This window comes from Sphingomonas sanxanigenens DSM 19645 = NX02, from assembly GCF_000512205.2.
Lineage (GTDB): Bacteria > Pseudomonadota > Alphaproteobacteria > Sphingomonadales > Sphingomonadaceae > Sphingomonas_D > Sphingomonas_D sanxanigenens.
This window is the reverse complement of sequence record NZ_CP006644.1, coordinates 863,880-886,363: the sequence shown is the minus strand read 5'-3', so window position 1 is coordinate 886,363 and position 22,484 is coordinate 863,880. Positions and strand designations below refer to the sequence as shown.

Annotated in this window: 36 protein-coding genes and 1 pseudogene; 2 read left to right on the top strand and 35 right to left on the bottom strand. The window is 65.8% G+C overall.

Annotated elements, in window-relative coordinates:
* The first annotated feature begins 11 nt into the window (after positions 1–11).
* A complete protein-coding gene (locus NX02_RS32175) occupies positions 12–458 on the top strand; it encodes a hypothetical protein (protein WP_158013904.1) in 447 nt (148 codons plus the stop codon).
* Here the strand turns inward: NX02_RS32175 and NX02_RS04185 are convergent.
* The 35 genes and pseudogenes from NX02_RS04185 to NX02_RS04030 form a co-directional block, all read right to left on the bottom strand.
* Positions 442–681: a hypothetical protein gene (locus NX02_RS04185; RefSeq protein WP_162232658.1), complete on the bottom strand. Its 240-nt coding sequence runs from the start codon at positions 679–681 to the stop codon at positions 442–444. The two genes, NX02_RS32175 and NX02_RS04185, sit on opposite strands and share 17 nt — an antisense overlap.
* A 71-nt stretch (positions 682–752) precedes the next feature.
* Positions 753–1,112, bottom strand: a complete 360-nt coding sequence (locus NX02_RS04180; RefSeq protein ID WP_025290939.1) for a hypothetical protein — start codon at positions 1,110–1,112, stop codon at positions 753–755.
* Positions 1,112–1,543 carry a phage tail tube protein gene (locus NX02_RS04175; RefSeq protein ID WP_025290938.1) on the bottom strand — a complete coding sequence of 144 codons (432 nt, stop codon included), beginning with the start codon at positions 1,541–1,543 and terminating at the stop codon, positions 1,112–1,114. The genes NX02_RS04180 and NX02_RS04175 overlap by 1 nt, the downstream gene beginning before the upstream one ends.
* A gap of 11 nt (positions 1,544–1,554) precedes the next feature.
* Positions 1,555–1,953 (bottom strand): tail completion protein gp17, encoded by a 399-nt coding sequence (gene gp17 / locus NX02_RS04170; protein ID WP_025290937.1) that lies wholly within the window; start codon positions 1,951–1,953, stop codon positions 1,555–1,557.
* Between the two features lie 3 nt (positions 1,954–1,956).
* Positions 1,957–2,388 carry an HK97-gp10 family putative phage morphogenesis protein gene (locus NX02_RS04165; protein WP_025290936.1) on the bottom strand — a complete coding sequence of 144 codons (432 nt, stop codon included), beginning with the start codon at positions 2,386–2,388 and terminating at the stop codon, positions 1,957–1,959.
* A complete protein-coding gene (locus NX02_RS32170) occupies positions 2,388–2,561 on the bottom strand; it encodes a hypothetical protein (protein WP_158013903.1) in 174 nt (57 codons plus the stop codon). Before NX02_RS32170 ends, NX02_RS04165 begins: the two co-directional genes overlap by 1 nt.
* Positions 2,561–3,064 (bottom strand): hypothetical protein, encoded by a 504-nt coding sequence (locus tag NX02_RS04160; protein WP_025290935.1) that lies wholly within the window; start codon positions 3,062–3,064, stop codon positions 2,561–2,563. The genes NX02_RS32170 and NX02_RS04160 overlap by 1 nt, the downstream gene beginning before the upstream one ends.
* A 9-nt stretch (positions 3,065–3,073) precedes the next feature.
* Complete coding sequence (locus NX02_RS04155) at positions 3,074–3,406, bottom strand: phage head closure protein (protein WP_025290934.1); 333 nt, start codon at positions 3,404–3,406, stop codon at positions 3,074–3,076.
* Positions 3,403–3,684 (bottom strand): head-tail connector protein, encoded by a 282-nt coding sequence (locus tag NX02_RS04150; RefSeq protein WP_025290933.1) that lies wholly within the window; start codon positions 3,682–3,684, stop codon positions 3,403–3,405. Before NX02_RS04150 ends, NX02_RS04155 begins: the two co-directional genes overlap by 4 nt.
* The gene (locus NX02_RS04145) at positions 3,684–4,700 is read right to left on the bottom strand and encodes a hypothetical protein (RefSeq protein WP_025290932.1); all 1,017 of its coding nucleotides are present in this window, start codon (positions 4,698–4,700) and stop codon (positions 3,684–3,686) included. Before NX02_RS04145 ends, NX02_RS04150 begins: the two co-directional genes overlap by 1 nt.
* On the bottom strand, positions 4,693–6,063 hold the full coding sequence (locus NX02_RS04140; RefSeq protein WP_025290931.1) for a phage portal protein: 1,371 nt from the start codon (positions 6,061–6,063) through the stop codon (positions 4,693–4,695). The genes NX02_RS04145 and NX02_RS04140 overlap by 8 nt, the downstream gene beginning before the upstream one ends.
* On the bottom strand, positions 6,063–6,326 hold the full coding sequence (locus NX02_RS04135) for a hypothetical protein (protein WP_025290930.1): 264 nt from the start codon (positions 6,324–6,326) through the stop codon (positions 6,063–6,065). Before NX02_RS04135 ends, NX02_RS04140 begins: the two co-directional genes overlap by 1 nt.
* Positions 6,327–6,385: 59 nt before the next feature.
* Positions 6,386–7,777, bottom strand: a complete 1,392-nt coding sequence (locus NX02_RS04130; RefSeq protein ID WP_025290929.1) for a phage major capsid protein — start codon at positions 7,775–7,777, stop codon at positions 6,386–6,388.
* A 51-nt stretch (positions 7,778–7,828) separates the two neighbouring features.
* The gene (locus NX02_RS33075; protein WP_158013902.1) at positions 7,829–8,467 is read right to left on the bottom strand and encodes an HK97 family phage prohead protease; all 639 of its coding nucleotides are present in this window, start codon (positions 8,465–8,467) and stop codon (positions 7,829–7,831) included.
* 11 nt (positions 8,468–8,478) lie between these two features.
* The gene (locus NX02_RS04120; RefSeq protein ID WP_025290927.1) at positions 8,479–10,311 is read right to left on the bottom strand and encodes a terminase large subunit; all 1,833 of its coding nucleotides are present in this window, start codon (positions 10,309–10,311) and stop codon (positions 8,479–8,481) included.
* On the bottom strand, positions 10,256–10,678 hold the full coding sequence (locus NX02_RS04115) for a hypothetical protein (RefSeq protein ID WP_025290926.1): 423 nt from the start codon (positions 10,676–10,678) through the stop codon (positions 10,256–10,258). Before NX02_RS04115 ends, NX02_RS04120 begins: the two co-directional genes overlap by 56 nt.
* Before the next feature lie 151 nt (positions 10,679–10,829).
* On the bottom strand, positions 10,830–11,027 hold the full coding sequence (locus NX02_RS04110) for a hypothetical protein (RefSeq protein WP_025290925.1): 198 nt from the start codon (positions 11,025–11,027) through the stop codon (positions 10,830–10,832).
* The gene (locus NX02_RS04105) at positions 11,024–11,323 is read right to left on the bottom strand and encodes a hypothetical protein (RefSeq protein ID WP_025290924.1); all 300 of its coding nucleotides are present in this window, start codon (positions 11,321–11,323) and stop codon (positions 11,024–11,026) included. Before NX02_RS04105 ends, NX02_RS04110 begins: the two co-directional genes overlap by 4 nt.
* Positions 11,323–11,571, bottom strand: a complete 249-nt coding sequence (locus NX02_RS04100) for a hypothetical protein (protein ID WP_025290923.1) — start codon at positions 11,569–11,571, stop codon at positions 11,323–11,325. The genes NX02_RS04105 and NX02_RS04100 overlap by 1 nt, the downstream gene beginning before the upstream one ends.
* Positions 11,568–11,882, bottom strand: coding sequence for an HNH endonuclease (locus NX02_RS31295; protein WP_025290922.1), 315 nt, complete (start codon positions 11,880–11,882; stop codon positions 11,568–11,570). The genes NX02_RS04100 and NX02_RS31295 overlap by 4 nt, the downstream gene beginning before the upstream one ends.
* A complete protein-coding gene (locus NX02_RS04090) occupies positions 11,863–12,090 on the bottom strand; it encodes a hypothetical protein (RefSeq protein WP_025290921.1) in 228 nt (75 codons plus the stop codon). Before NX02_RS04090 ends, NX02_RS31295 begins: the two co-directional genes overlap by 20 nt.
* A 249-nt stretch (positions 12,091–12,339) precedes the next feature.
* Complete coding sequence (nusG, locus tag NX02_RS04085; RefSeq protein WP_158013901.1) at positions 12,340–12,900, bottom strand: transcription termination/antitermination protein NusG; 561 nt, start codon at positions 12,898–12,900, stop codon at positions 12,340–12,342.
* Positions 12,897–13,589, bottom strand: coding sequence for a hypothetical protein (locus tag NX02_RS04080; protein ID WP_025290919.1), 693 nt, complete (start codon positions 13,587–13,589; stop codon positions 12,897–12,899). Before NX02_RS04080 ends, nusG begins: the two co-directional genes overlap by 4 nt.
* 561 nt (positions 13,590–14,150) lie before the next feature.
* Positions 14,151–14,420 carry a hypothetical protein gene (locus NX02_RS04075; protein WP_025290918.1) on the bottom strand — a complete coding sequence of 90 codons (270 nt, stop codon included), beginning with the start codon at positions 14,418–14,420 and terminating at the stop codon, positions 14,151–14,153.
* Positions 14,417–15,367, bottom strand: a complete 951-nt coding sequence (locus NX02_RS04070) for a DNA-methyltransferase (protein ID WP_025290917.1) — start codon at positions 15,365–15,367, stop codon at positions 14,417–14,419. Before NX02_RS04070 ends, NX02_RS04075 begins: the two co-directional genes overlap by 4 nt.
* On the bottom strand, positions 15,364–16,764 hold the full coding sequence (locus tag NX02_RS04065; RefSeq protein ID WP_025290916.1) for a DEAD/DEAH box helicase: 1,401 nt from the start codon (positions 16,762–16,764) through the stop codon (positions 15,364–15,366). The genes NX02_RS04070 and NX02_RS04065 overlap by 4 nt, the downstream gene beginning before the upstream one ends.
* The gene (locus NX02_RS32160; protein WP_158013900.1) at positions 16,761–16,901 is read right to left on the bottom strand and encodes a hypothetical protein; all 141 of its coding nucleotides are present in this window, start codon (positions 16,899–16,901) and stop codon (positions 16,761–16,763) included. Before NX02_RS32160 ends, NX02_RS04065 begins: the two co-directional genes overlap by 4 nt.
* A complete protein-coding gene (locus NX02_RS04060; protein WP_025290915.1) occupies positions 16,898–17,455 on the bottom strand; it encodes a hypothetical protein in 558 nt (185 codons plus the stop codon). The genes NX02_RS32160 and NX02_RS04060 overlap by 4 nt, the downstream gene beginning before the upstream one ends.
* On the bottom strand, positions 17,452–17,790 hold the full coding sequence (locus NX02_RS04055) for a VRR-NUC domain-containing protein (protein ID WP_025290914.1): 339 nt from the start codon (positions 17,788–17,790) through the stop codon (positions 17,452–17,454). Before NX02_RS04055 ends, NX02_RS04060 begins: the two co-directional genes overlap by 4 nt.
* An 86-nt stretch (positions 17,791–17,876) precedes the next feature.
* A complete protein-coding gene (locus NX02_RS04050; protein WP_245648762.1) occupies positions 17,877–18,626 on the bottom strand; it encodes an AAA family ATPase in 750 nt (249 codons plus the stop codon).
* 515 nt (positions 18,627–19,141) lie between these two features.
* A pseudogene (locus NX02_RS33520) lies at positions 19,142–19,378 on the bottom strand (DUF2312 domain-containing protein); the annotation flags it as partial.
* Positions 19,379–19,390: 12 nt separating this feature from the next.
* Positions 19,391–20,512 (bottom strand): leucine-rich repeat domain-containing protein, encoded by a 1,122-nt coding sequence (locus tag NX02_RS33245; protein ID WP_211258285.1) that lies wholly within the window; start codon positions 20,510–20,512, stop codon positions 19,391–19,393.
* A gap of 153 nt (positions 20,513–20,665) precedes the next feature.
* Positions 20,666–21,136 carry a hypothetical protein gene (locus tag NX02_RS04035; RefSeq protein WP_025290910.1) on the bottom strand — a complete coding sequence of 157 codons (471 nt, stop codon included), beginning with the start codon at positions 21,134–21,136 and terminating at the stop codon, positions 20,666–20,668.
* Between the two features lie 109 nt (positions 21,137–21,245).
* Positions 21,246–21,404 (bottom strand): hypothetical protein, encoded by a 159-nt coding sequence (locus NX02_RS32150; protein WP_158013899.1) that lies wholly within the window; start codon positions 21,402–21,404, stop codon positions 21,246–21,248.
* On the bottom strand, positions 21,405–21,680 hold the full coding sequence (locus NX02_RS04030; protein WP_025290909.1) for a helix-turn-helix domain-containing protein: 276 nt from the start codon (positions 21,678–21,680) through the stop codon (positions 21,405–21,407).
* A gap of 104 nt (positions 21,681–21,784) precedes the next feature.
* Here NX02_RS04030 and NX02_RS30575 point away from each other — a divergent pair, with 104 nt between their 5' ends.
* Entirely contained in the window at positions 21,785–22,456 is a 672-nt protein-coding gene (locus NX02_RS30575; RefSeq protein WP_025290908.1) for an XRE family transcriptional regulator, read from the top strand.
* The last annotated feature ends 28 nt before the right edge of the window (positions 22,457–22,484 follow it).

Here is a 22,484-nt window from a genome sequence, read left to right as displayed (position 1 = left end):
GGGGCCACGCGTTGAACAAGCCGATCGCGGAGCGTAGAACCGCTCAGGCTCAGGCAGGGAGGTGGCGGATGTTGGGTGGTGCAGCGACGGCGGTGATGATGACGTTCAATCTGGTCTGCACCGGGACCGTCACCACGACCTCGTACAATGATCGAAAGAGCGCACCGTATAACTATGTCTATCGCATAGACCTGTCGAAGTCGCGCTGGTGCGATGGGGAATGCAAATCCATTAACGAGGTTGCATCGGTGCAGCCGGCCAGCATTACACTGAAGGACAAGAAGGAGGATGGCCCGTTCTCGAAATCATCGACACGCAATGTGATTAACCGAGAAACGGGCGAGCACTCGATTTTGCATGTCAGAAGATTGAGCGCCACTCCATTTTCAATGGAGTGGCAGGGCACCTGCACCCCCTCCCCCTTCACCGGCTTTCCCGACTTCAAGACGAAGTTTTAGCCGCCCGCTTCAACAGCGCCCCCCATGCGCGCAGGTTGGCATTCAACTCAACCTCGCTTTGCGGCTTGGCGACCGGCTTTGCCTTCAACCCCATCATGCGCTCGAGCTTCGGATATTTTTTCGGGGCGTTGGTCCCGATGCCGGTGAGCAAGCCTGCGTGCCAGACGATCCAGCCAGCGATCTCATAGAGACGCTCGGCTGCTGCGCGCCGCCCCTTCATCACCGCGACGAAGGTTCTCGGCGTCTGCAGCCAAAAGGTTTCAGGATCGAAGCCCTCAGCCGTCCATTGCGAAATCAGCGCTTCCCAGCTCCACGCCGCGTCTCCGCCCGCGGCGCGCCGTTGCGAGGGTCCGGCGCGGGCATCGCCGCTTCGAACAACTTACCCAGCACCTCCCCGATCTCCTCATGATCGACGATCGATAGGATCTCGCCCGCCTGCCGCTCGGTCGTGCCGGGATGATGGTGCTGCAGGCACGCGCAAACGAGCGCGCGGAGGACGGTCGCGGACGGGTTCTTAGACAGCGCCGGCCCGAGCTGCTGGATGTCCAGCCCGGTGCTGGTCTCGATATCGCAGAACGTGTTGAAGTCGAGCCGGAGGGTGAGTTCCCGGTCGTCGACCTTGATCGTCGCCTCACCGCGCATCTTGTTCGCCATTACGCGGTCGCCTCCTGCGTGATCGCGCCGCTCACCTTGCCGGTGACCGTAGCGGTGCGTACGCCGTCGATCGGCGCATCGTCGGGTTCGTAGGACGTGAGGATGATCACCCCCTCGTTGTTCTCGGTCGCGCCGGCCGCGCCGATCGTCACGATGTTGAACGGCCGCTTCTCGCGCGAGGCGAGATGCTCGAGGATCAGATCATCGGTTGCCGATCCGGGCTCATAATGGATCGTCGCCGAAAGCTCGCCGGGATCCGCGAGGCCTGCGATGAACTCGCGCACCGCATCCGGGCTGTCATGCGTGGTTGTGTCGACCGTCTCCACCGTAAGGTTGGGGCGGTTGACGTTGGTCAGCCCGAGCACCTTCTGCAGCGCCGCCGCAGCATTGGTCAGGTAGAGCGCGGTGCCATACCCAAGAACGCCTGTCATATCTCAATCCTTCAAGCTGGAAGTTTCCACCACACGAAAAAGTCCTGGCTGACCCGGAAGATCGTGGTCCTGTCCGGCATCTCCGATACCGGCATGTCGCGTTCGGAATCGAGGAACGCCGCTTTGAACTCGACGCCGCCGACCGTGGTGGCCGGCTCGATCGCGGCCAGCAGCGCCCGCGACACCAGGCGGGCCGATCCATATGAGCCGCCCCACGAGTCGCATTGCACGCGCGGCCCGTAGAATCCGGCCGGGCCGTCGTGGGTGTAGGTTCGACCCGGCGAGATGAGTTGCAGCGTGAGCGCGGGCAACGCCGAACTCTGCGGGCGTTCGACCCACCAGATGCGGTCGCCCACCAGCGCGGAAAGTCCTGGGTTGGCAAGCAGTCGATCGCGAAGCGCCTCTTCCATCGATCAACCTCTTGCCGCCTTGGCGATTGCCGCCGCCAGGTCATTGCGTATGCGGGATTGGACCTGTCCTCTGGTCGAATCGAAGGCCGGGCGCATGAACGGCTGCGCCGCCATCTTGACCGTCCCCCACTCGACCATGTGGCCATAGAAGCCGTCCGGCTTGCTGCCGCGCTGCGGCCCGATGTAGATCGTCACCGGGCCGCCGATGCCGAGCGTCAATCCTTGGCCGTCATAGGCCCTGACCTTGTCGCTGACGGTGATGCTGCCGCGCAGATCTCCGCTATCGACCGGCACAAGCTCACGTGCGCGATCGGCGATGATCTCACCCGCCTCCATCAGCACTTGACGCTGGATCTTGTTGCTCGTCGCCTCGGTAAACCGATCCAGCTTCCGCACGAGGCTTTGGGCCCCGTCGACCCGGGCAGACATGCGCATCAGCGTTTCTCGACCTCGATCTCGACCGAGCAACCGATCGCGAGCGCGGCCAACTTTATGATCTGGGCGCCGATCCAAATACGTGCCGCCGCGCGCTTTTGTCCGGAAATCCGAACGCTAAGGGTCAAGCTTCTTACGAAGTTGCCCATTCCAAGTTCGATGAGCTTGGCCATCAGGCTTCGCCGATGATCACGATGTCATAGGAAACCGGCGTGCCGGCAGCGCTGTTCGCGATCAGCAGAAGATCGCCCGTCGATGGCGTGACCGTCCAGCCGGCGGCCGAAGGGTTGACCAGCATCACGCAGCCGCCCGGCTTGATTGCAAGCTTGTCGCTCGCATCCGCGAACGGACCGACGAAAGCGTTACTGGCTGCGCCGCCGATAACGACGTCGTTGGTGTTGCCTGCGGCTGCCTTCACGTAGATCGCCTTGATTGCGGTGAAGGTCAGCACCACACCGAACACGTTGGCTAGCGATCCGGCGAGGTCGATCGACTCGGATGCGGATGCGGCCAGCGTGCGCGTGTCGCTGAACACGTTGTTCGCTTGGTTGGCGCCGACCCCATCGGTGAGCGGATAGCGCGCCCGCGTTTCGATATCGTAGGCGGCAGACCCGATATCCGGGGCGGCAGTCAGCTTCGCCCGGATGCTGGCTTCAATCGTGGCATTCAATCCCATGATGATCTCCTATTGAACCCCGCGAACCGCTTCGATTTCGCGTTCCGCATTGAAATCCCGGCTGGGGATATTCGAGACGATGTCCCACGATGCGCCGTCGAAAATGATCCGATCGGTGACGGATATGTCGCGCGTGCGCGGGTTGTGCAGCACGATGAATGTCGCGGCAGCGGCTGCGCGCTCCTGCGCCGCCTCACGCCGCTCGGCCCCTTTGGCAAAGATCACATGCGCCCACGCGTCGCACAGCTTCACCCACGTCCTCACCTCGCCGCCGAAGGCATCCTGCGTCACCTCGGCCCGCTCGAAGCGGATGCGTCGGTTGCGCGCGCCTGCGCCGATCATGCGAGCGCCGGATCGCGAAAGCGGTGCAAGATGGACCGCGCGCCGGGAGGCAGATCGGCGGTCTCACGGTTCGCGAAAAGCTCGCCGAGCATAAGAAGAACCGCTGACTTGATCAGGAAGGGTGCGGTTGCTTCGGTCCATCCGTGATCGGGCCGCTTGATATAGTCGATGACGATGTCGCCGGCGGCGAGGCGCTTCAGGTCGATGTCCGCATCCTGATCGTCGTCTTCGACGCGCAGATGAGCCTTCGCCTCGGCGAGCGTGACCAGCGCGACCATCAGACCACCTTGTCCTTGCCGTCGCGACCACGCTTCACGCTCAGCCGCCAGCCGCTATCGGCGGTGTCGGGCTTGGCGTCGGTACCGCGCTGCGCGATCCAGTAGCTGCCAGCCCACGTCACGCCGTCGCCAGCCTCATAGGCGCGCTCCGCCTGCCAAACGCCGCGGTCGATCACGACCGGGAACGACAGCTGATAGGCGCGCTCGGTATCGCCGGCCTTCATCGCGAAGCGGATGGTGCGGCCATCCTCCATGACCTCGGCGGTGAAGTCGTCCAGCGACATCGCGTCGCGGCCGTCCTTCGGCACGGGAATCGCGGCGACCATCTGGCGCACCTGCTGCTCGAGCGCCGCCATGTCCGCGTCGCGGCCAACCACCTGCCCGAGGGTGTGGATGCTGCCGTCCGTCATGGTGGCGACGCACTCGCCGTCCCGGTTCACGAACATCGCGGCCAGGCCGATGCCGTCCTTCGGCGCAGGGATCGCCGCCACGGCCGCGCGCACCTGCTCGTCGATCAGCGGGCGGACATCGTCCACCGTCACGCTGGCGCCGTCCTGCGGCGCCGGGATTGCCGCCACGGCTGCGCGCACCTGCTCGTCGATCAGCGGGCGGACATCGTCCACCGTCACGCTGGTGCCGTCCTGCGGCGCCGGGATGGCAGAGACCGCCGTTCGCACATGTTCGTCGATCGTCGCGCGGATCGCCTCCATATCGGGCTCCACCGGCGCGGCTGGCGCCGGAAGCGTGGAGATCACGCGGGAAACGATCTGGTCGGTGGTGGGGATGCTCTCACGCAGCTGGTCGACATCGATCGAGACCAGTCCGCGACGATCGATCTCGCGCACGACGGCGGCGTCTACCAGGCTGCCGATGTCGTCGGCGCTCGGCGCCGCCGCGCGTTGCCGCAGCTCGGCCTCCAGGCGCTTGATGGTTTCGACGAGCGGCGCGACTTCCTTCGCTAGGAACTCGCGGACGATCGCCGCGGTCGCCTCGGCAAGCGCCTTGGTATCAAGCATGCAGCGCCTCCCGCAGGTCTTTCTCGAACAGCGCGATCGCCGCGCGCCGCGCATTATCGTTGGCGGCCTGCGCCTCCGACCCATCTTCGGGCTCTGCTGGCGCGTTGGCCGCCGGCGCGGTCGCGAACGGATCTTCGCGCGCGTCACGGCGCGCCAGCGCGGCGAGGCTGTAATTCTGCTGCTGGAGATAGACCGCGGCGCCACCCTCGGTCGGCTTCTTGTCCAGCTTCGCGCGCTGCTCGTCGATCGTCAGGATGCCGGCCGATTCCTTCAGCACCTGCATCTGCGTCACGCTGTCCATGCGCAGCAGATTGTCGATGTCGAACTCGGTGCCCAGCCGGTCGCCGGTCGCCAGCCCCTCATCCAGGCACAGCTCGATCGCCTCGATATGCGCCTGCAGGCACTGGGAGTAATATTCGGTGTTGAGCGCCTGGACGTTGTTGTAGCTCGGCATGGTGCCGACGCCGATCTTGTACGGCGGAACGTGATAGGTCGAACAGACGACCTCGGCCGACCACTTCAGCTGCTCGATCAGCTGCGCATCGGTCGCCTTGACCGACATCGCCTCGAACTTGAGCCCGTCGCCCAGCACGGCGACCTTGCCGGCATTCTCGCCGGTGAAGTTCGCATCCCAATAGGCCTTCAGCCGCTCGGCCGTCGCGTCGCTGATCGCGCCGGGTGCAGTGAGCACGCCCCCCGGCCGCGCACCATTCTGGAACAGCCGCGCGCTGGCGTTCTGGATCGCGATCCCCTGCGTCGCGGCAAGGCCGTTCGCATAGATCGGCGACAGGCCGACAAGCGGGTGGAAGAAGCAGTTGAAGCGGTCGTGGATGATCTCGCTGGCGGGCACGACCAGCTCGCCTTCGAGGCCGACCAGGTGATCGGTCTTCAGCTCGTAATAAACGTCGCCGTTGGTCGCGACCATCGGCCGCGCCCGGCCCGGATCCAGCACGTGCAGCTTGACGACGACGCCGCGCGCATCGCGCTGCTTGAGCACATAGGTGTTGCCCGCCTGCAGCTTGCTCAGCACCCAGTTTTCGAAGAACTGGATGCGGTTCTGGAAGCCGTTCGGCTTGCGCAGCACAGGCGAATAGGCCGGGTTGGTCACCTCGCTCCAGATGCCGTTATCGTCCTTGGCCACGAGCTTGATGCGCAACTTGGCAATGTCGGAGGCGATCAGCGTCTGGCAGGCGAACACCGCATGGTGCGAAAGGACGGTGTCGACCTTCACCTCGATGTTGCGCTGCCATGCTCCCGTGAAACTCTCGCGGATCAGCGGCCACCAGCCGTTGCGCCCGTCGACGTTCACCAGCTGACCTGGCGCCGCCTTCTCACGCGTGATGGTGAAGCCGAGGATGCGCATCACTTGGCCGCGCGGCGCTCTTCGATCTTCTTCGCCAGCGTCTCCGCATCCCAGCCATGGAAGGGCTGCTTGCCGATCACCTGCTTGTATGTGTCGCGCAGAGCGTCGAGATCGGGCTTGCTCTCACCGGATTCGCCGGCTTTGGCGCCCTCAACAGCCTCGGCGGCCATGGCGGTGGTATCATAGCCGAGCTTGCCGAGGACACGCGCATAGCGCGGGTCGCGCGCCTTGAGCGCCCGGGTGACGTAGGATTGGTGCTTCATGGCGCTCTCCCGCGAAAGGGCCCGGCCGCACCGGCGGCCGAGCCCCTCGATTGCCGCGCTTACTGGTAGGCGGCGCCGGTGATGAACTGGACGGCGCCCGGACGGCGCTTGCCCCAGTTGATGTACCGCTCGGCACGGATGCCGACCAGGTTCATCTGCCACAGCGAGACGAACACGGTGGCCGCGGCCGGGGGATCGGTCGGCGCGCTGTCCATCTGCAGCGAGGCCTCGCGGCTGACGTCGAGCATCGTCTCGCCATCGTCCGCGAGAAGGATCTCGCTCGCCTTGACAAGGATGATGCGCGAACCGGCCGGGATCGCCGGCGGGCCGGTAACCTCTGCCTGCGCGGGGATGTTCTCCGAAAGGATCACCGGCAGCCCAAGCCACGTGCCGCCGCTCGCGCCGGAGATGCTGATGTCCGGAAACTCACGCTGGCCCAGCGGGTTCATCATGAGCGCGAGGCCAAGCGCCTGGGTCTCGGTCATGATCCAGACGGCGCCCGCCAGCGACAGGTTCGCGGCAAGGAAGTTCGCCATCAGCTGCTTCGCATCGGCCCGCACCGCGTCGGCATCCGTCCCGGAAGCGACCACCGGCGTCACGCCATTGGTGATCGACGCCGGCGAAACGCCGGTCACCGCCGCATTGTCCGGATCGACGAACTCGGTGTCGAGGAACTGCGCGGTCTGCGCGATCAGGTCGTCACGCACGACCTGCTCCGCCGAGGGGCTGGACGCACGCGCCAGCTCGTCGGTGATCACCACGATGCCCGCCGTCTTGGCGCGACCGAGGCTGATCTGGTCGAACGCCAGCGCGCTGACCGGCTTGGGCTTGCCCTCGCCGACCCAGCCGACGGTCGAACCGCCGGTCTGCCGCGGGATCTTGATCTCGAACGGCACCATGCGCAGGCCCGGAATGCGTCCGATGATGGTGGCGGGGCGCAGCAGCTCGGCGAACTCGCTGGTCATGTTCGTGTATTCGACCAGCGGCTTCGCCCAGGTGGCATCGGTCGTGGTGCCGGCGGCGACCGCTGCCTTCAGCACCGTTTCGACCTCGGGCGTGCTGTCCTTCCAGCTCTTGGCGATCTCGGCGGCGACCATCAGGTTGCCCTTCGATCGCGCGAGCGCCATCGCATAGCGGGTGAAGGCCGTGCCCTTGGGCAGGTTGACCCCACGGACCTCGATGCGCTGGCCGCCGCGCGACGCGGCGCCCTCTTCGGTGCTGCCGCCGGCGACTGGCGCCGCGGTCGTGGCCAGCGTCTTCTGAAGCGTCTTGAGGCGCTTGATGTGCGCGTCGATCGCGAGGATCTCACCATCGAGCCCATCATATTCCTGCTGCTCGGCCTCATCGAGGGTGGTGCCCTCGCCCGCGGCCTTCTTCATGATTTCCGTCATGCGCGCCTGGTGCGAAGCACGCTTCGCCTCAAAGGCCGCAATCTGAGCGGCGATATCCATCTTCGTTTTCCTTGGGAATCGGGCGGCGCTGCGCGCGGCCGTCTGCTTCGGTTACTGCGTCGCTCGCACCGGTTTGATCGATTTGATGACGACAGGCGGCGCCCGATCGCGGGCGGGGTCCACCAGCTTCACCACGACGACCTTCTTGCCAGGCGCGGCTTTGTCGTCGGGGTGGGCGGGGATTTCGGGCTCGGGCACGCCGGCGGCCTTGCGGGCGGCGGTGTCCATGCTCTTGATCGCGGTGATGACCGCCTCGGCGTTCGCGGGGATGGTGACGCCGGAAAGCTCGAAGATCTCGATTTCCTGAAATTCGATGCCGCCGCCATCCATGAAGGCGTATTTGATCGGGCGGAAACCGATCGACACGGCGCGCACCAGCCCGGTCTTCACCGAGTCCCACGCCAGTTGCAGCCGATCCTTCAGGGTCGCGCTCTCGACCGAGTCGGGATGAACGAATTTCGTCTCGAAGGGGATGCCGTTCGCCGTCGGCTTTCCGAACTTGGTCTCACCCACCGGCGCGTCGTGCACGTGCTGCCACAGGAAGGGGATCGTCGCCGCGAAGCTGGCCCCCATCGGGTCGATGATGTCGCCCACGCGGTCCACCGTGGGGGTCGTGGCGATGCCGGTGATGACGCGCTGAGCGTCGTCGAGCGCCTTCACCGACAGGATCGAATAGGCCCGATTGGTCACGGCCATGCTCCTCAGAAAACCATCATCTGAAACTCGGGCGGACGCGGTTGCTCGCGCTGCATCGGCGCCATCGCGTTGACCGCCGCATCGATGCCGTCGATCTTGTTCGGGCTCATCGGCTTTTCCTTCTTCGGCAGGATCGTGCCGTTGACCGCGCGCGTGACGACGACATTGCCGGCCATCCACGTCATCACCGGGTTGCCGTCGTGCCGCAGCTGGCCCGGCCCCGCCTTCACCCGCGCCTCGAGATCCTTGGCCGGGTCGGAGCAATTGTTGGCGTTCTTGGCGAGCATGACGGCGAATCCGGTGCCGTCGTCGAAATCGTCGTTGAGCCCGGCCGCCATCGTCTCCCAGCCGGCGAAGCTGTCGCCCACCGCTTTGCGGACGTTCAGCGCCTTCTTCAGCCGGGCGATGCGCCGGCGGATGACGCGGTGATCGATGAAGTCGCCCTTGGTCAGCACAAGCTTCCGCCATGCGTGCCACTGGCGATAGAGCGCCTGCTGATCCTTCTCCGACTGGCTGTCGCGTTTCAGCACCGCCTCGGGCAGGTAGAACCACGTCTTGATCAGCAGCCGCCCGTCATGGTCGATCGCCGCCAGCACCACCGCGGTGATGTCGTCCTTGTCCGAAAGGTCGGTGCCGATGAAGCATTCCAGCCCGCGGAAGTCGGACAGGCGCAGCGTCGGATCCGAACACGCTATCCACTGGCTGACATTGAGCCACGCGGTTGCGGCGCCGATCCACAGGTTGAGACGCTTGGTTTTGAACTCCCCCTCCGCCAGGGGGCTGTTCTGCGCCTCGATCGCATATTGCCGCAGCTCGTCCAGTTGCACCGCCGCGCCGAGCAGCGGGTTCGCCTTGATCCAGTTGCGCTCGTCGTAGGGGTCGTCGCCCGCCTTCCGCTCGGGCTCGAAATCCTTGGGGCCATCGAGCGTGAAGATGATGCCGAAGATGTGCTCGGCGATCACCGACCGCTCCAGCACCTTCGTCGCCATCGTCCGCTGCTCGTAGCAGACGCCGTGCACGTTCGAGCCGGCGGTCGTGATCTGCCACAGAAGCGGCTGCTTCCGCGCGCCGAAGGCCGAACGCATCACGTCGTAGAGGCCGCGGTCGCTGTGCGCGTGCAACTCGTCCATCGTGACCAGGTGCGGGTTGTGGCCGTCCTGCGTCTTCGACTTCGCGTGCAGCGGCTGCATATAGCCACCATTGTCCGCGCAGGTGATCGACTTCGCCCAGGGGATGATGCCGAACGCTTCCTGCAGCGCCGGCATCTTCTCCACCATCCGCTTCGCCGGATGGAAAACCTTCTTCGCCTGGTCGAACGTCGTCGCCGCGGTCAGCACCTGCGGCCCCACCTCGTTCTCGCAGGCGAGGCAATAGAGCGAGACCGCCGCCGTCTTGGTCGACTTGGCGTTCTTGCGCGCCACCTCCTCGTAGACCACCGTGAAGCGGCGAAGCCCGTTCGCCTTGCGCCGCCAGCCGAACACGACGGCGAGGATGAAGATCTGCGCCGGCTCGAGGTCGATCAGCCCGCAGCGATCGAGGTGGACGCCCGCATCCGCGCGCGGGCAGCGGCACCAGTTTCCCTCGATGTGCGGCAATTTCTCGGCGAAATCGCAGACGTCATTCGCGTGCCACGGGTCGAAGCGATAGGGCCAGTCCTTCGACCGCGACCGCTTGAGGTCGTCGAGATGCCGCTGCGCCGCCAGCCGCACCCATTTGCAATGGGATACCTGCTGCTTGTCGGCCGCGGCGCGCTTCGCATAGGCGAGCGCGATGGCGGCATAATCACGCGCGTGCCCGGTGTCCGTTGCGGGCGAACGGGTTGCCCGGCTTGCTGGCATCCGCGGCGCCTCCGCTACCTACTCGGCTCTTCGGCCCGGCGATTCTTAGAAGCTCCTCATGCTGACGGAGCACGGTCAGGTACGCGGCTGGCGGCGGTTCTCCGCCGGCGGCAAACGCCTTGCGCACGAGCGCCTCGAGCGAGCAGTAGCGCGCGAGCAGCGCGCTATCGACTTCGGTCACTCCCGCCGCCATCACGCGGCCGAGCACCTCATGCCAAACCTCGATCGCCTCGGGCGTTAGATAGTCCGGCATTATGGGGGGATCGCCGGGCACTATGACCTCGGTCTTAACCCCATCCCGATAGGGTTTGATCGTTCCGCGTTCGAATTTTGCCGAAGGCGTTTCAGGCTTTGGCCCACGCTTCATAGCACCTCGCAAGTATTCGCCAAGTATATCGCGGTTTTACTTGCGCTATACTTGCGGCCGGCTTGCGCGGCCCAGAAATTTAATTCGTCCCAAAAATTTAATCCGGGCGTGCGAAAAATTGGGTTCACGCACGGTCCTGAGACGAGCCGCCCTAGACTTTTGCCCCGCCCCCCGGGGGTGTAGCGCCGCGCCCGTAGCTGAACACCTTTTCAAGCACGCTGTCCATCCGTCTATCGCGCGCCCGCTGCTGGAGCAGCCGATGGACTTCGGCCAGCCACTTCTTGCTCACCGTCACCTTTGCGTTCGGATCACCTTCGGCGGCACGTGCCAGTGCATCCATGTCGATCATGAGATGACTACCTTGCCGCCGGCCGCGGGGACATCGCCAATCCAGCTCACCTCAACCACGCCAGCGATCGTCTCGGTCAACGCCGCATCCTTCGCCGCATTGAGCGTGACGTGGTCATTCTCATCAACGACGAGGCGATCGACTGTGCCGGCATCGATGTCATAGCCGATGACAAAGCGCTGCACGACACCATCAAGCACAATGTTCAGCCATGGGCCGATCTCTACGATCGCGGGCGTGAAGCGGGGATCGTCCTCTTCGATCGATGCGGCCCGCGGAATCTCGATCAGCAACATCAGATCGCGACCGGCAGTTCAATGCCCATCGCGGTGAGGCGATCAACCGTGCTCGCAATGCTGGCATCCAGCGCCGCGGTGACTTGCGACTGCACCTGAGACGACACGGTGTTATTGATCGCGTCCTGTACCGCGGGCAGCGCGCCGGCAATCTGGATCACGGTCTCGTTCACCCGCGCCCGTGCATCGGCAAGCTGCTTGTACGTGCCCACCAGCATAGCGGCCTCGGCCACCTCATCGAACGTCATGGCTTCGTCCTTCCTGCAGCAGCCTCGCGCGCTGTCTTCGCGTCCGAGCATGGCCGACATAGCGGCTGGTAGTTCGACCGCTCGCCCGAACCGCCCTGCGCCAACGGCACGACATGGTCAGCGATCACCGCGGCGGTGACGCGGCCGTGCTTCCTGCACTCACGACAGAGCGGCTCATCCCGCAGCAGCTCAGCGCGGATCCGCTCATGCTCGCGGCCATATCCGCGCGACTGGCGCGAAGCACGACGCGACCAGTTGGACTGCTTGGCCTGCCTCGGCTTGCCGTTAAGCTTAGGCGGCCGAGACGGCATCGCTCACATGCGGCTGATCCTCGTGCGGGATCGGCAACTCACGCAGCGACAGCGAGCGCGTGCTCGTCAGGTACAGGTCGACCGACGTGCCCGGCGGCACCGTGGTGGTGACGGCTGTATAGACGTGGCTCTCGCCGCTATCATAGTCGTCGGTCGTCGTGACCTCGACCGGCCAGGCGTGCGTCTTGATGGTGACGGTGGTGGTCATGGGGTTCTCCGATTGGGTGCGGTCTCTCCCGCCGTCACGTCCATGCACCTCAGACGTTGCAGCCGGTGGCTCGACACGCCGGCAGTCCTACTCCCGCTCAGTCCCCGCTCACCACCATCTGGGTGATCGGATCAACCTGACCGGTTTCGCGCGGATCTCGGTTATATGCAGCAGCACTCCGCGAGAAGCACGCTTCCCGCGGTTGGTGGCGGGGGCGGTAAGGCCGATGGCCATCCGACTTCGCCCGCATCATGCCGCTCGTGCGGCGGTGCCCTTATCGGGCTGGGTTTGTTCTGCCTCATCCGGCCGCAAAAGGAAAGACGAGATCTTCACCGGCACGCGAAAGCCGGGGAAGCAGACCAGCACGAACTCGCCCTGCGCGCGCTCCACCACGCCGCTCATCCCGGCAAACGGCCCGTCGCTCAGCCGCACCGCCTCGCCTGCCGCGAACGCGTGCCGCTGGTCCTTCGGCAGCGCCTTGGCCTCGGCCGTCCGCAGCGGCTCGAGCCCGACATCGGAGATGACCGGCACACGCCCCTGATAGCGGAACACCGAGAACGCCGGCTGCGCCTTCTTGGCGGTCGCCGCCAGCCCGAGCAACGCGTCGAGATGCCGCGCCCGCGCGAACACGAACGTGGGCAGCATCGGCACCGCCTTGTCGATCCGCACCCGCGAGCGCGGGATGCGGCGCGATATCACCAGCGAGGGCGTCCATGCCTCCATGCCGCTCTCGTTGAGCGAGGTCGCCAGCCGCAGCGTGCTGCCACCAGCTGCGCGCAACACGCACCATCCATTAACGTCTTTCATCATCCGAGACTCCCATTCGCGTTGGCCTGTTTCTCGTCCCGGGCAGCCAGTCCCGTGCGATCGGTGAAGCTGCCATCGTCATGGTGCCAGAGCAGGCAGCGCTCGGCCGCGATGCGCTTCCATTGGTCGGGCAGCGCGTCGATCTCGGCCTGGCAAAGCCTGCCCTCTTCGAGCGCATCGAACGCCTCGGCGAAACGCGCCTCCACCTCGCGGCGTACGATCGCCGTCGCTTGGCCATGCCGCGCGAAAGCGTCGTCGCCGCGGCTCCAGCGCGCGAGGATGGCGTTGCATTCGACGATCGTCGGGAACCACCTGCATTCGGCCAGCGCGTGCTCGAGCAGGAAGGAGATCGCCTCGTTCGATCGATGGCCGAGCGACTTGTAATAGGCCGTGGCGAACAGGCTGCCGCTCAGATCGTCCTCCGCCGCACGGCTGGGCAGCGTCGTCCGCATCACCCGCATGCACTGCTTGAAGTGCCGCTCATCGCAGCGCGTAAGCGCCGGCGGCGGTTCGTCCGCGATGCGGCGGACCATCGCCAGCGTCGTATCGTCCAGCCTCGCCGGCAGCGTGTCGAGATCCAGGTCCTGCAGGCTCGTCGGCAAGGCGAGCGATGTCTGCGTCAAGGGCTCGGATGACGGCATCCCGGCTGCCACCCGCGCCACCACGGCCTTGAGCGGTCGAACGTTGTCCATTGCGATACCTGCCTTCGTCTTCGGCCCTGCGGCACCAGTTGCGCCATGCCGCCTGCCAATCCTTCTTCCGGGCGTTCGGCCCGCTCGCGCTCGCCGCCCAGTCGCGAAAGCGCTCCAACTCGCGGTCCAGCGCGCCGGGCGGCCAGCGAGAGACCGCCTCCGCCAGTTCGCCACCGAAAGGCTCCGGCTGCCAGTCGACCGGCAAGCGGCTCGCCTCGCGCGCTCGCGTGGTGTCGCGCGTGGGGGTGGGCGGAGGGGTTAATTTTTGGGGTTCTAGGGGGCTTTTATCAGGGGAGGAGGGAGGGGGAGGATTGTCGGCATTTTCCACCCGATCCACCTGAGTCGGGTGGATGTCGGGTGGACAAGCCGCCTCTTTCTCTGCGGCGCGGCGCTGGCGCCGATAGTCACGATCCCACGCCCGCCGCTTCTCCGCCGCCGTGTCGACCATGTCTGTGGCCGCACCAGCATGCTGCTGCGCTTCCATCTCCGCGATGGCCGCGACCAATGCGTCGCCGGTCACGCCAGCGGCGAGCAGGTGCTTAACGGCTGTGGCGATGACGCTCACCGAGCGCCCTCATCGGACTGGCGCGCCGCATCGTCGGCCATGCGGGCGGCCTCATCCGCATAGCGCCAAGCGACGATGTCCCAATCGCTCGACCCGCTCGGCCAGATGCGCCACCGGCGCGTCCGCGCGGGCAGCGGGCCGACGATGCGGCCATTGCGGTACCGGATATAGACAGGCGCCTCCTCCGCCCACGTCGGCCGGTCATTGTGGCCGAAGTGCAGTGTCATGCTGTCCGGATCAGGCTGCGTGGCGGTGGCGGCGCTCATGCGGCGAACTCGAAAAGCCCCGCGCTGCGCGACGCCAGCGCCGCGATATTCTTCGCGGCCTGCACGAAATAGGAGGGCTTGAGCTCGATACCGATCCCCTTGCGCCCCATCTCGACGGCGCAATAGACCTCGCTGCCAATACCCAGGAACGGCGTCAGCACGGTATCGCCTGGGTTGCTCCACAGATCGATGCAGCGCTCGATCACGTCGAGCTGGAGCGGCGAGATATGCTGCTCATCCTTCTCATCGCGCCCCTCGCGATATTGAAGCGTCCGCGTCTGTCGGATGTCTGTCCAGACCGGCGAGGCATAGCGCTGCCACACCTCGATCGAATACCAGTTCCGGCCATCGGTATCGGTCGTGTACTTCGTGAAGTCAGGGCCTGCGCCATCGCCATAATAGGCATCGAAACAGCCCGACACCGGGTCCGGATTGTCGCCGGGCTTTCGGAACGTCACGACATAGTCGGCGAGGCCCTGCCCGCTGATGGTCGAATCCTTGACCACCTGCTTGTGCAGCAGCCGGATGCTCTTGGTGCGCTGCTGCGCAACGACAGGATCCTTCCAGATGCAGACCTCGCTATGGAAGATCCATCCGGCGTCCTCATAGGCGCGGATCACCTCGCCCCTGAAATCGCGCATTCCGATGTGGCCGTGCCGGACCTTCGAGGTCGGAAGCTGCATCACATGCACGCTGTGCAGGCGGCCGGGCATCGTCACGCGCAGCAACTCCTGAATCAGGAACGCATAATGCTCCCAGAAGCCGGCGCCCTCATTGTTGGATATGTCGCGATCGAAGCTGCTGAACTTGTAAAGGCCCTCGAACGGCGGCGAGTGGATGCCGAAGCCGATGCTGTCTCCGGGCAGCGCCCGGATGATTTCGCAGCTGTCGCCCTGGTAGATGGCATAGTCGTCGGTAACGACCTGATCGACGGCAAGGATGCTCATGCTGCCTCCAGAAAATTGGGAAGAATGATGGGCTGGCGCGGGTCATAGGCCAGCGTGTCGCGCACGCTCCCGCGCACCGCGGCGCTCGACAGGTCCGCCATGTGCATCACCATCGCCGCGGCCATGCGCTCGGCATCGGATTCCTTGCGCCGGATATTGGCGGTGGTGGCGCCCTCGATCTCGCTGGCGATCACATGCGCCGTCACCGGCCGCGTCTGGCCGAACCGCCAGAAGCGACGCACCGCCTGATAGAACTGCTCGAAGCTGTCGTTGAGCCCGACAAAGCCGGTGTCAGCGCAGTGCTGCCAGTTCATGCCGAAGCCCGCGACGCCCGCCTTCGTCACGAGCACCCGCGTGCGGCCTTCACTGAAATCCAGCAGCTTGCGCTCCTTGATGTCGTCCGGATCGCTGCCCTTGGTCTCGACGGCACCGGGGATCATCCGCGCAAGCTGCGCGCTCTCTTCATTGAGGTTGCACCACCACACGAAAGGGCGATCGGGCGGCGTGATCGATGCGGCCAGCGCCACCCGCTGATCGACCGTCGATCGCCGGGCCGCGATCCGCTCCTGGAGCGTCTGCGCCTGCATCGGGAAGAGCATGCCGGTGTCGATGTTGGGGGCGTAATCGGCGCCGACCGTGTGCTGCACGAACTGCAGCGGCGGCAGATCATAGCCTGCGTCCGCATAGCCCAGATCGGACGGCTTGCGGAGCATGACAGACCACGATGCCATCCACTTCCAGAACTCGTTCTCGGCATGCCCTTTGAGGCGCCATTTCTGGGTGTCGCCATTGTCGTGCGTGAAGAAGGTGGCGAGCATGTCCGTGTAGGACATGATTCCGAGGAACTCGGCGTGATTGCCCAGCTCCATGAAGTCGTTCGGCGCCGGCGTTGCGGTCGCGGCAAGCCGGAACGGAACCGCCTGGCATTCCTCGATCAGACGCGTGCGATAATGGCCGTCCGTCGACTTGAGGATGCTGCTCTCGTCGAGGATGACGCCGCCGAAGCGGCCCAGATCGAAATTGCCGATCTTCTGATAGTTGGCGATGTTCACGCCTGCGACGCAGTCGTCCGCGGATGCCACCTGCCGCGCGGAAAGCCCGAACTTCTCGGCCTCGCGCACCATCTGCGCGGACACGGCGAGGGGCGTCAGCAGCAGCACAGGGCGACCCGTCTCGCGGTGCACCGCCTGCCCCCACGCCAACTCCATCAGGCTCTTGCCCAGCCCGGTACCGGCGAACAGGGCGGCGCGCCCGCGGCGCAGCGACCAGCGAACGATATCCGCCTGGAAAGCGAACAGCGCATCGGGAAGGTCGACGGGGGCATCAATGCCGGTTGGCGGATCGACGATCGCCTTGCGGGCGAGGAACGCCTCGTAGAGGCTGGGGGCGGCGCTCATCGCACCTGCCCCATCGTCCGCAGATTTCGCGCACCGGGTCCGATGTTTCGAGCCGGGATGAAGTAGAGATGCTCCACCCGCACCACCTCGCCACGGGCGTTGCGCTCGATCATCTTGCAGGCGGTCTCGCGGGTCATGCCGCCCACCCCATCTTGCGCGCGAGATCGATCAGCGCTGCGGCGTTCGGCACAGTGCGGCGGCCGACGACAAAGCCCTGCTGGCGGGGCTCGAGGACGGCGCCGTCATAGACGATATAGCCCCGCCGCCGCAGATAGCTCTTCGCGCGCTCGACAGGGTCGCTCTCCCGGCGAACCGTCTCGGCATTACCGTCCATGATCAGCCGCGCGGCCTTCATCATATGGTTGCCGCCACGGCCGCTGCGGGCACGCTGCCAGTTCTTCCGGCGATTGAGGGCGATCTGCACGATCATCGGGTCGTAGCTTTCCGGCAGTTGGACCAGGTCGCCGACCCGCGGCGCGGGCTTGCCGACGGCGCGCCTGGGCTCGTCTGCCACAGGCGGGCACGACGGCTCGGGCTCTGCGGTCGGCGGCGCCACAGGCCGCGACCGCGCGGCATCGACCTTCATCTGTTCCTCGATCATCGCGCGCGCATCGGCAGCGCGGATCTTCTTGCGCGTCAGCGCATCATAGGCGGCCCGATATTCGGGCGGGCACCACGTGTTCCTGCTCATGCCAGCCATCCCCACGATTTGATGGCAGCGAGGGCTTCATCGACGCTGGTGACGCACGCCCACGGGTGGCCCACCTCGATGAAGAAATCCCGCCACTCTTTCTGTTCCACGCTCAGCCGGCCGTCCTTCTCGCGCTTGCATTCGAGCACGCCGATCTGACCGGGCTTGCGGCCCATCACGATCAGGTCGGGGAAGCCGGGGCGCAGCCCGTCCTTCTTCAGCGCCTTCATGAGGCGCGCGCGGCTGGCGGCGTTTCCGGCGAGCATCGCGCCGTTCGGTACCGCGGCGACGCGCAGGCCAAGCGTCTCGAGCAGTTCGATGACGCCGCGCTGCACCGGGCGTTCAAGCGCGCCGGGCGCCTTGCGACGGGGACGCTTTGCCCCCGTCGCTGGCACGCGCGGCTTCTTGAGATACCAAGGCGTCACGCCAGCCACTCGACCTGGGCGAGATTTGCCAGCACCGAGCGACGTGAGCTCCAGAGCGCCGGCTCGGGCATCCCCTCAGACGCGGACGCGCTGTTCGCGAACCGATCCATGATCGACGGCAGGTCGATGGGAAGACCCATCTTCGGGCCGAGAACCATCGACCGCTTGATCGCCTCGCAGCCTTCCTTGATGAGCGAGGGGGCCGCCCCGTCGAGCGCCTCCGCAATTGCAGTGACCGCATCGTCGGCGACCTCGAACGGCGCGAGGTACATCTTGACGATGGCATATCGTTCGGATGCGCCCGGCAGGCCGATCTCGATTTGCATCTGAAACCGCCGCCAGATCGCTGGGTCGATCTCCTTCGTCACGTTCGTCGCGGCGAACAGCAGCCCGTCGAAACGATCGAACTCTTGCAGCAGCGCGATGGTGATGTTGGCGCGCTCGTTATCGGCGCCCTGCGACCCCAACGCCTCCCGCTTCTTCGCAAGCGCGTCGAACTCATCGAAGAACAGGGCGACGCCATAGCGATCGCGTCGTGCCTGGCGGAACAGCTGGCCGATGCGTGATCCACTCTCGCCCAGATACTTGCCGACGATCTCGTGGCTCTGGATCACGAGCATCGGCACGCCCAACCGGGCGGTGATGTGGTGGGCGAGCGTCGTCTTGCCGCAGCCGGGCGGCCCCGACAGCAGGCAGCGGCTGCGCGGCTTCAGACCGACGGCCTGCAGCTCCTTCTCGGCGTTCATCTCGAACAGCCACTGATGAAGCGCTGCACGAACAGGCGCAGTAAGGATCGGCGGCTGGGCGTCGCCGGGCAGAACGATCTCTCCGTGCTTGCCGAAGTCGCGCTCGAGGTCGGACCGGGCCGATCCGGGTTCGCTGTCAGCCATCAGTCGTTGCCCCCCTCACCGCCGGCGCCGGGCGCACCCTTCTTCGGTTTCGGGGTCGGCTTCAGCGCGTCGGGGATATCCATGCCGTCGGTGCCCAGCTCCTGACACCACGCTTCGTCCCAGGCGGCACGGCCGACGTCCCGGGCCGGGAACGGGTTGGCGGTGACCGGCTTGCCCTCGCGCGCCGCGGCGGCACCCATGGCGCGCGCCTGCTCCGGCGTGGTCTCCGGCTCCGGCGGCGCTTCTTCCGCCGGAGGCTCGACAGTGCCGGCGTCTGGCTCCCCGCCGGCGCCGCCCTCGCCTTCCTCCGGCTTCGGATCGGCTTTCGACAGGCGCTGCAGGGCCCAATGGCCGAGCGGCGTGCCGTCAAGCATCCCGAGCGCCGCCTTGTAGGTATCGAGCAGCGCCTCTTGCTCACGGCGCTCGGCCTCATCGATGCTGCGCAGCTTGACGATGGCGCGCATCGTCTTCGTGTCGAAGCCGTTCGATTTCGCCTCGGCATACACGCCACGGATGTCGTCGGCGATCGCCTTCTTCTCGGCCTCGAGCCGCTCGATGCGCTCGATCAACAGGCGCAGCTGCTCGGCTGCTACGGGTCCATTGGACATTGTCTATCCCCTTCAGGCGCCGATCGTCGGCGCGGGTTCGCCCGCCTCGGCCAGCACGCCTTCCAGCGCAGACCGGGCATCATCGTTGGACAGGAAGAAGAGCTTGCTGGCGTCGATGCCGAGCAGCAGGACGCCGGCGGCGGCGGGGCCCACATCGCGCTCCAGCGCGTAGCCCGCATCACCCTCGAGATGGACGGCCCAACCGGCGATGCAGTGCGCGGTGCCGCAGCCGCCGCGCTTATCATGCCAATTGTTCATCTGCAGCCGCTTCGGCTCCGCAAGCGCATGCCTGGCGACATTGATCAGTCGCTGCCTCGCCACAGCCGGGTCCGCCTGCGGATGACCCTTGATCGTGCAGCCCTTAGGCAGGGTGAGCGTGGCGCCGCTATCGAGGCGGACATCGCCGACGCTGGTCACGCCCTCAAGCAGGGTGAGCGTGGCGCCGCTATAGAGGCTGACATAGCCGACGCTGGTCACGCCCTCAGGCAGGGTGAGCGTGGCGCCGCTATCGAGGCTGACATCGCCGACGCTGGTCACGCCCTCAAGCAGGGTGAGCGTGGCGCCGCTATAGAGGCTGAGATTGCCGACGCTGGTCACGCCCTCAGGCAGGGTGAGCGTGGCGCCGCTATCGAGGCGGACATAGCCGACGCTGGTCACGCCCTCAAGCAGGGTGAGCGTGGCGCCGCTATCGAGGCTGACATCGCCGACGCTGGTCACGCCCTCAAGCAGGGTGAGCGTGGCGCCGCTATAGAGGCTGAGATTGCCGACGCTGGTCACGCCCTCAGGCAGGGTGAGCGTGGCGCCGCTATCGAGGCGGACATAGCCGACGCTGGTCACGCCCTCAAGCAGGGTGAGCGTGGCGCCGCTATCGAGGCTGACATCGCCGACGCTGGTCACGCCCTCAAGCAGGGTGAGCGTGGCGCCGCTATAGAGGCTGAGATTGCCGACGCTGGTCACGCCCTCAGGCAGGGTGAGCGTGGCGCCGCTATCGAGGCGGACATAGCCGACGCTGGTCACGCCCTCAGGCAGGGTGAGCGTGGCGCCGCTATCGAGGCTGACATCGCCGACGCTGGTCACGCCCCGGGCCGGCTTCCAATCCGCGGAGACCGGCCTCCCATCAATCCAAATGCTCATCTGATCTACCCTTCACTTGCGCACGAAGGAGCCCGGTGCGCGTCGGGCATGCGTAAGCGCTCCCGGAAGCACCGGGTGCGCGGTTCGATCTGGTTGGTCGGCGGGCCCGGCCGCCGGGTTATCCGGTCTCCGTAAAGGCATGCTCGCGCTGCATCAGGCCACCGCCCGCAGCGTCGACGATCCCGCCTGCATCGCCTCGATCTCGTTCCGGGTCTCGTCGAGCAGCGCGAGCATCGACCGCAACTCGTCGCCGTCGATCTCGTCGTCATTTTCAAGAGCGGCGTTAACTGCAACCTGTAGCCGGGCGAGCAGCGATGCGAACCCACGTGCCGACCGCGAACCTGCGCCGACGCGCGACAGCTTGAGATCAAGCTTGCCGACGATCTCTGCGGCGAACCGTCCGTTCCACGCCGAGCAGGCGCGCAGGAATGCGATCATACCCATCTCGGCCAGGCCGGTGCGGTAGCGCTGTGCCTGGTCGGCACCGCGATGCAGAACGGCGCCGAGCTCCGCATCGGTAAGGCCGTCCTCATCCTTGATCGCGGAGAGAGCGCAGGCGGCGGCCTCAATCAGCGAAGAAGCGGAAACAACCCTGTTGCGGCTGCTGATCTGCGGATCGGTCATCGGTTAGAGCCTGCGGAAGAAGATAGGCGCGCACAGGCCGACAGCGGAAGGGGCGGCGATGCCCGCCGTGCGCGCCGTCCGCCGAAGCGGACCTGGGGAATGGAGAGGATCATGACAGGCGTCGCCGTTCGTTTTCGCGAACGGTGGCTGCTATCGTCGAGCGCAGCTTGGCCTCGGCATCACACAGGCGGAGATTGCCGCGGTGGATCATGATCAGATTGGTGACGGCGATCGCGACAGCGATGCAGCTCAGCACGAGGGCGAACACCTATGCAGCCTCCCGCGCTGCGCACGGGCAGTCGGTCGCCGTGCAGCTGTTGACGGCGGGGTCGTCCGTGCGGCGCTCGCAGAGGGTGCAGAGGGCCGTTGGCCTCGCAGCCTCGGCACGCGCGATGAGCGCCTCGAGTGCGAGCAGCGTCCGGTCATCGACCGGGAGCGAGCCGCCCTCGAAGCGGGAGATGGTTGACTGGTTCAGACCGAGCAGCGCCGCCAGCTCGGTCTGAGTGACGCCAATTCGGCGGCGCATGTCGCGGATATCAGTCATGCCGCGACGGTATTCCCATAAGCATAATCGGTCAAGCCGAATATTCCTGTAGGAATTAGCGAGGATGCCGCTCTTAGGTTATGCGCGTATGCATGGAGCGAACAGTGCTGGCCGAGAATATCAAGCGATTGCGGGGCCATCTTGGGCTCAACCAAGGCGCGTTCGCCGATCAGTTGGACGTGTCGCAGCCGGACGTTTCCAAATGGGAGAGCCGCGGGGTCGAGCCGGCCGCCAGCCGCTTGGGGCTGATGGCTAAGTTGGCTAACGTTTCGGTGCTGGCCTTCATGAACGAGGCATGGTCACCGCCAGCCGCCAGCGCGCCGCGGCCTGACATCCCACCAGTGAAGGGCGCGGCCGACGAAGACGGGCCGGTCTACCTGACCAGAATCGAGATGGCCTATGCGATGGGGCCGGGCTCATCGCTTGAGGATTTCCCCGAGACCGGCCAGCTGCAGTTCGATCCGAACGTGCTGCGCACCATCACGCGCTCGCCGCCGGAACGGCTCTACGTCGCCAGCGGCGAGGGTGACAGCATGATGCCGACGCTGCTCGACAGCGACATGGTGCTTATCGACACGCTGCAGCGCCAGCTCAACCAGCAGGATCGCATCTGGGCATGCTCGATCCACGGCGCCGGCGCGATCAAGCGACTGCGGACGATCGGCCGGACGCGTGTGCTCGTGATCTCCGACAATCCGAACGTCGAGAATCAGGAGGTCGATGCCGAGGATCTCTACATCTTCGGGCGCATCATCTGGGTGGGGAGGCGCGTGTGAGCGACGATAATGATCCGGCAGACGCACC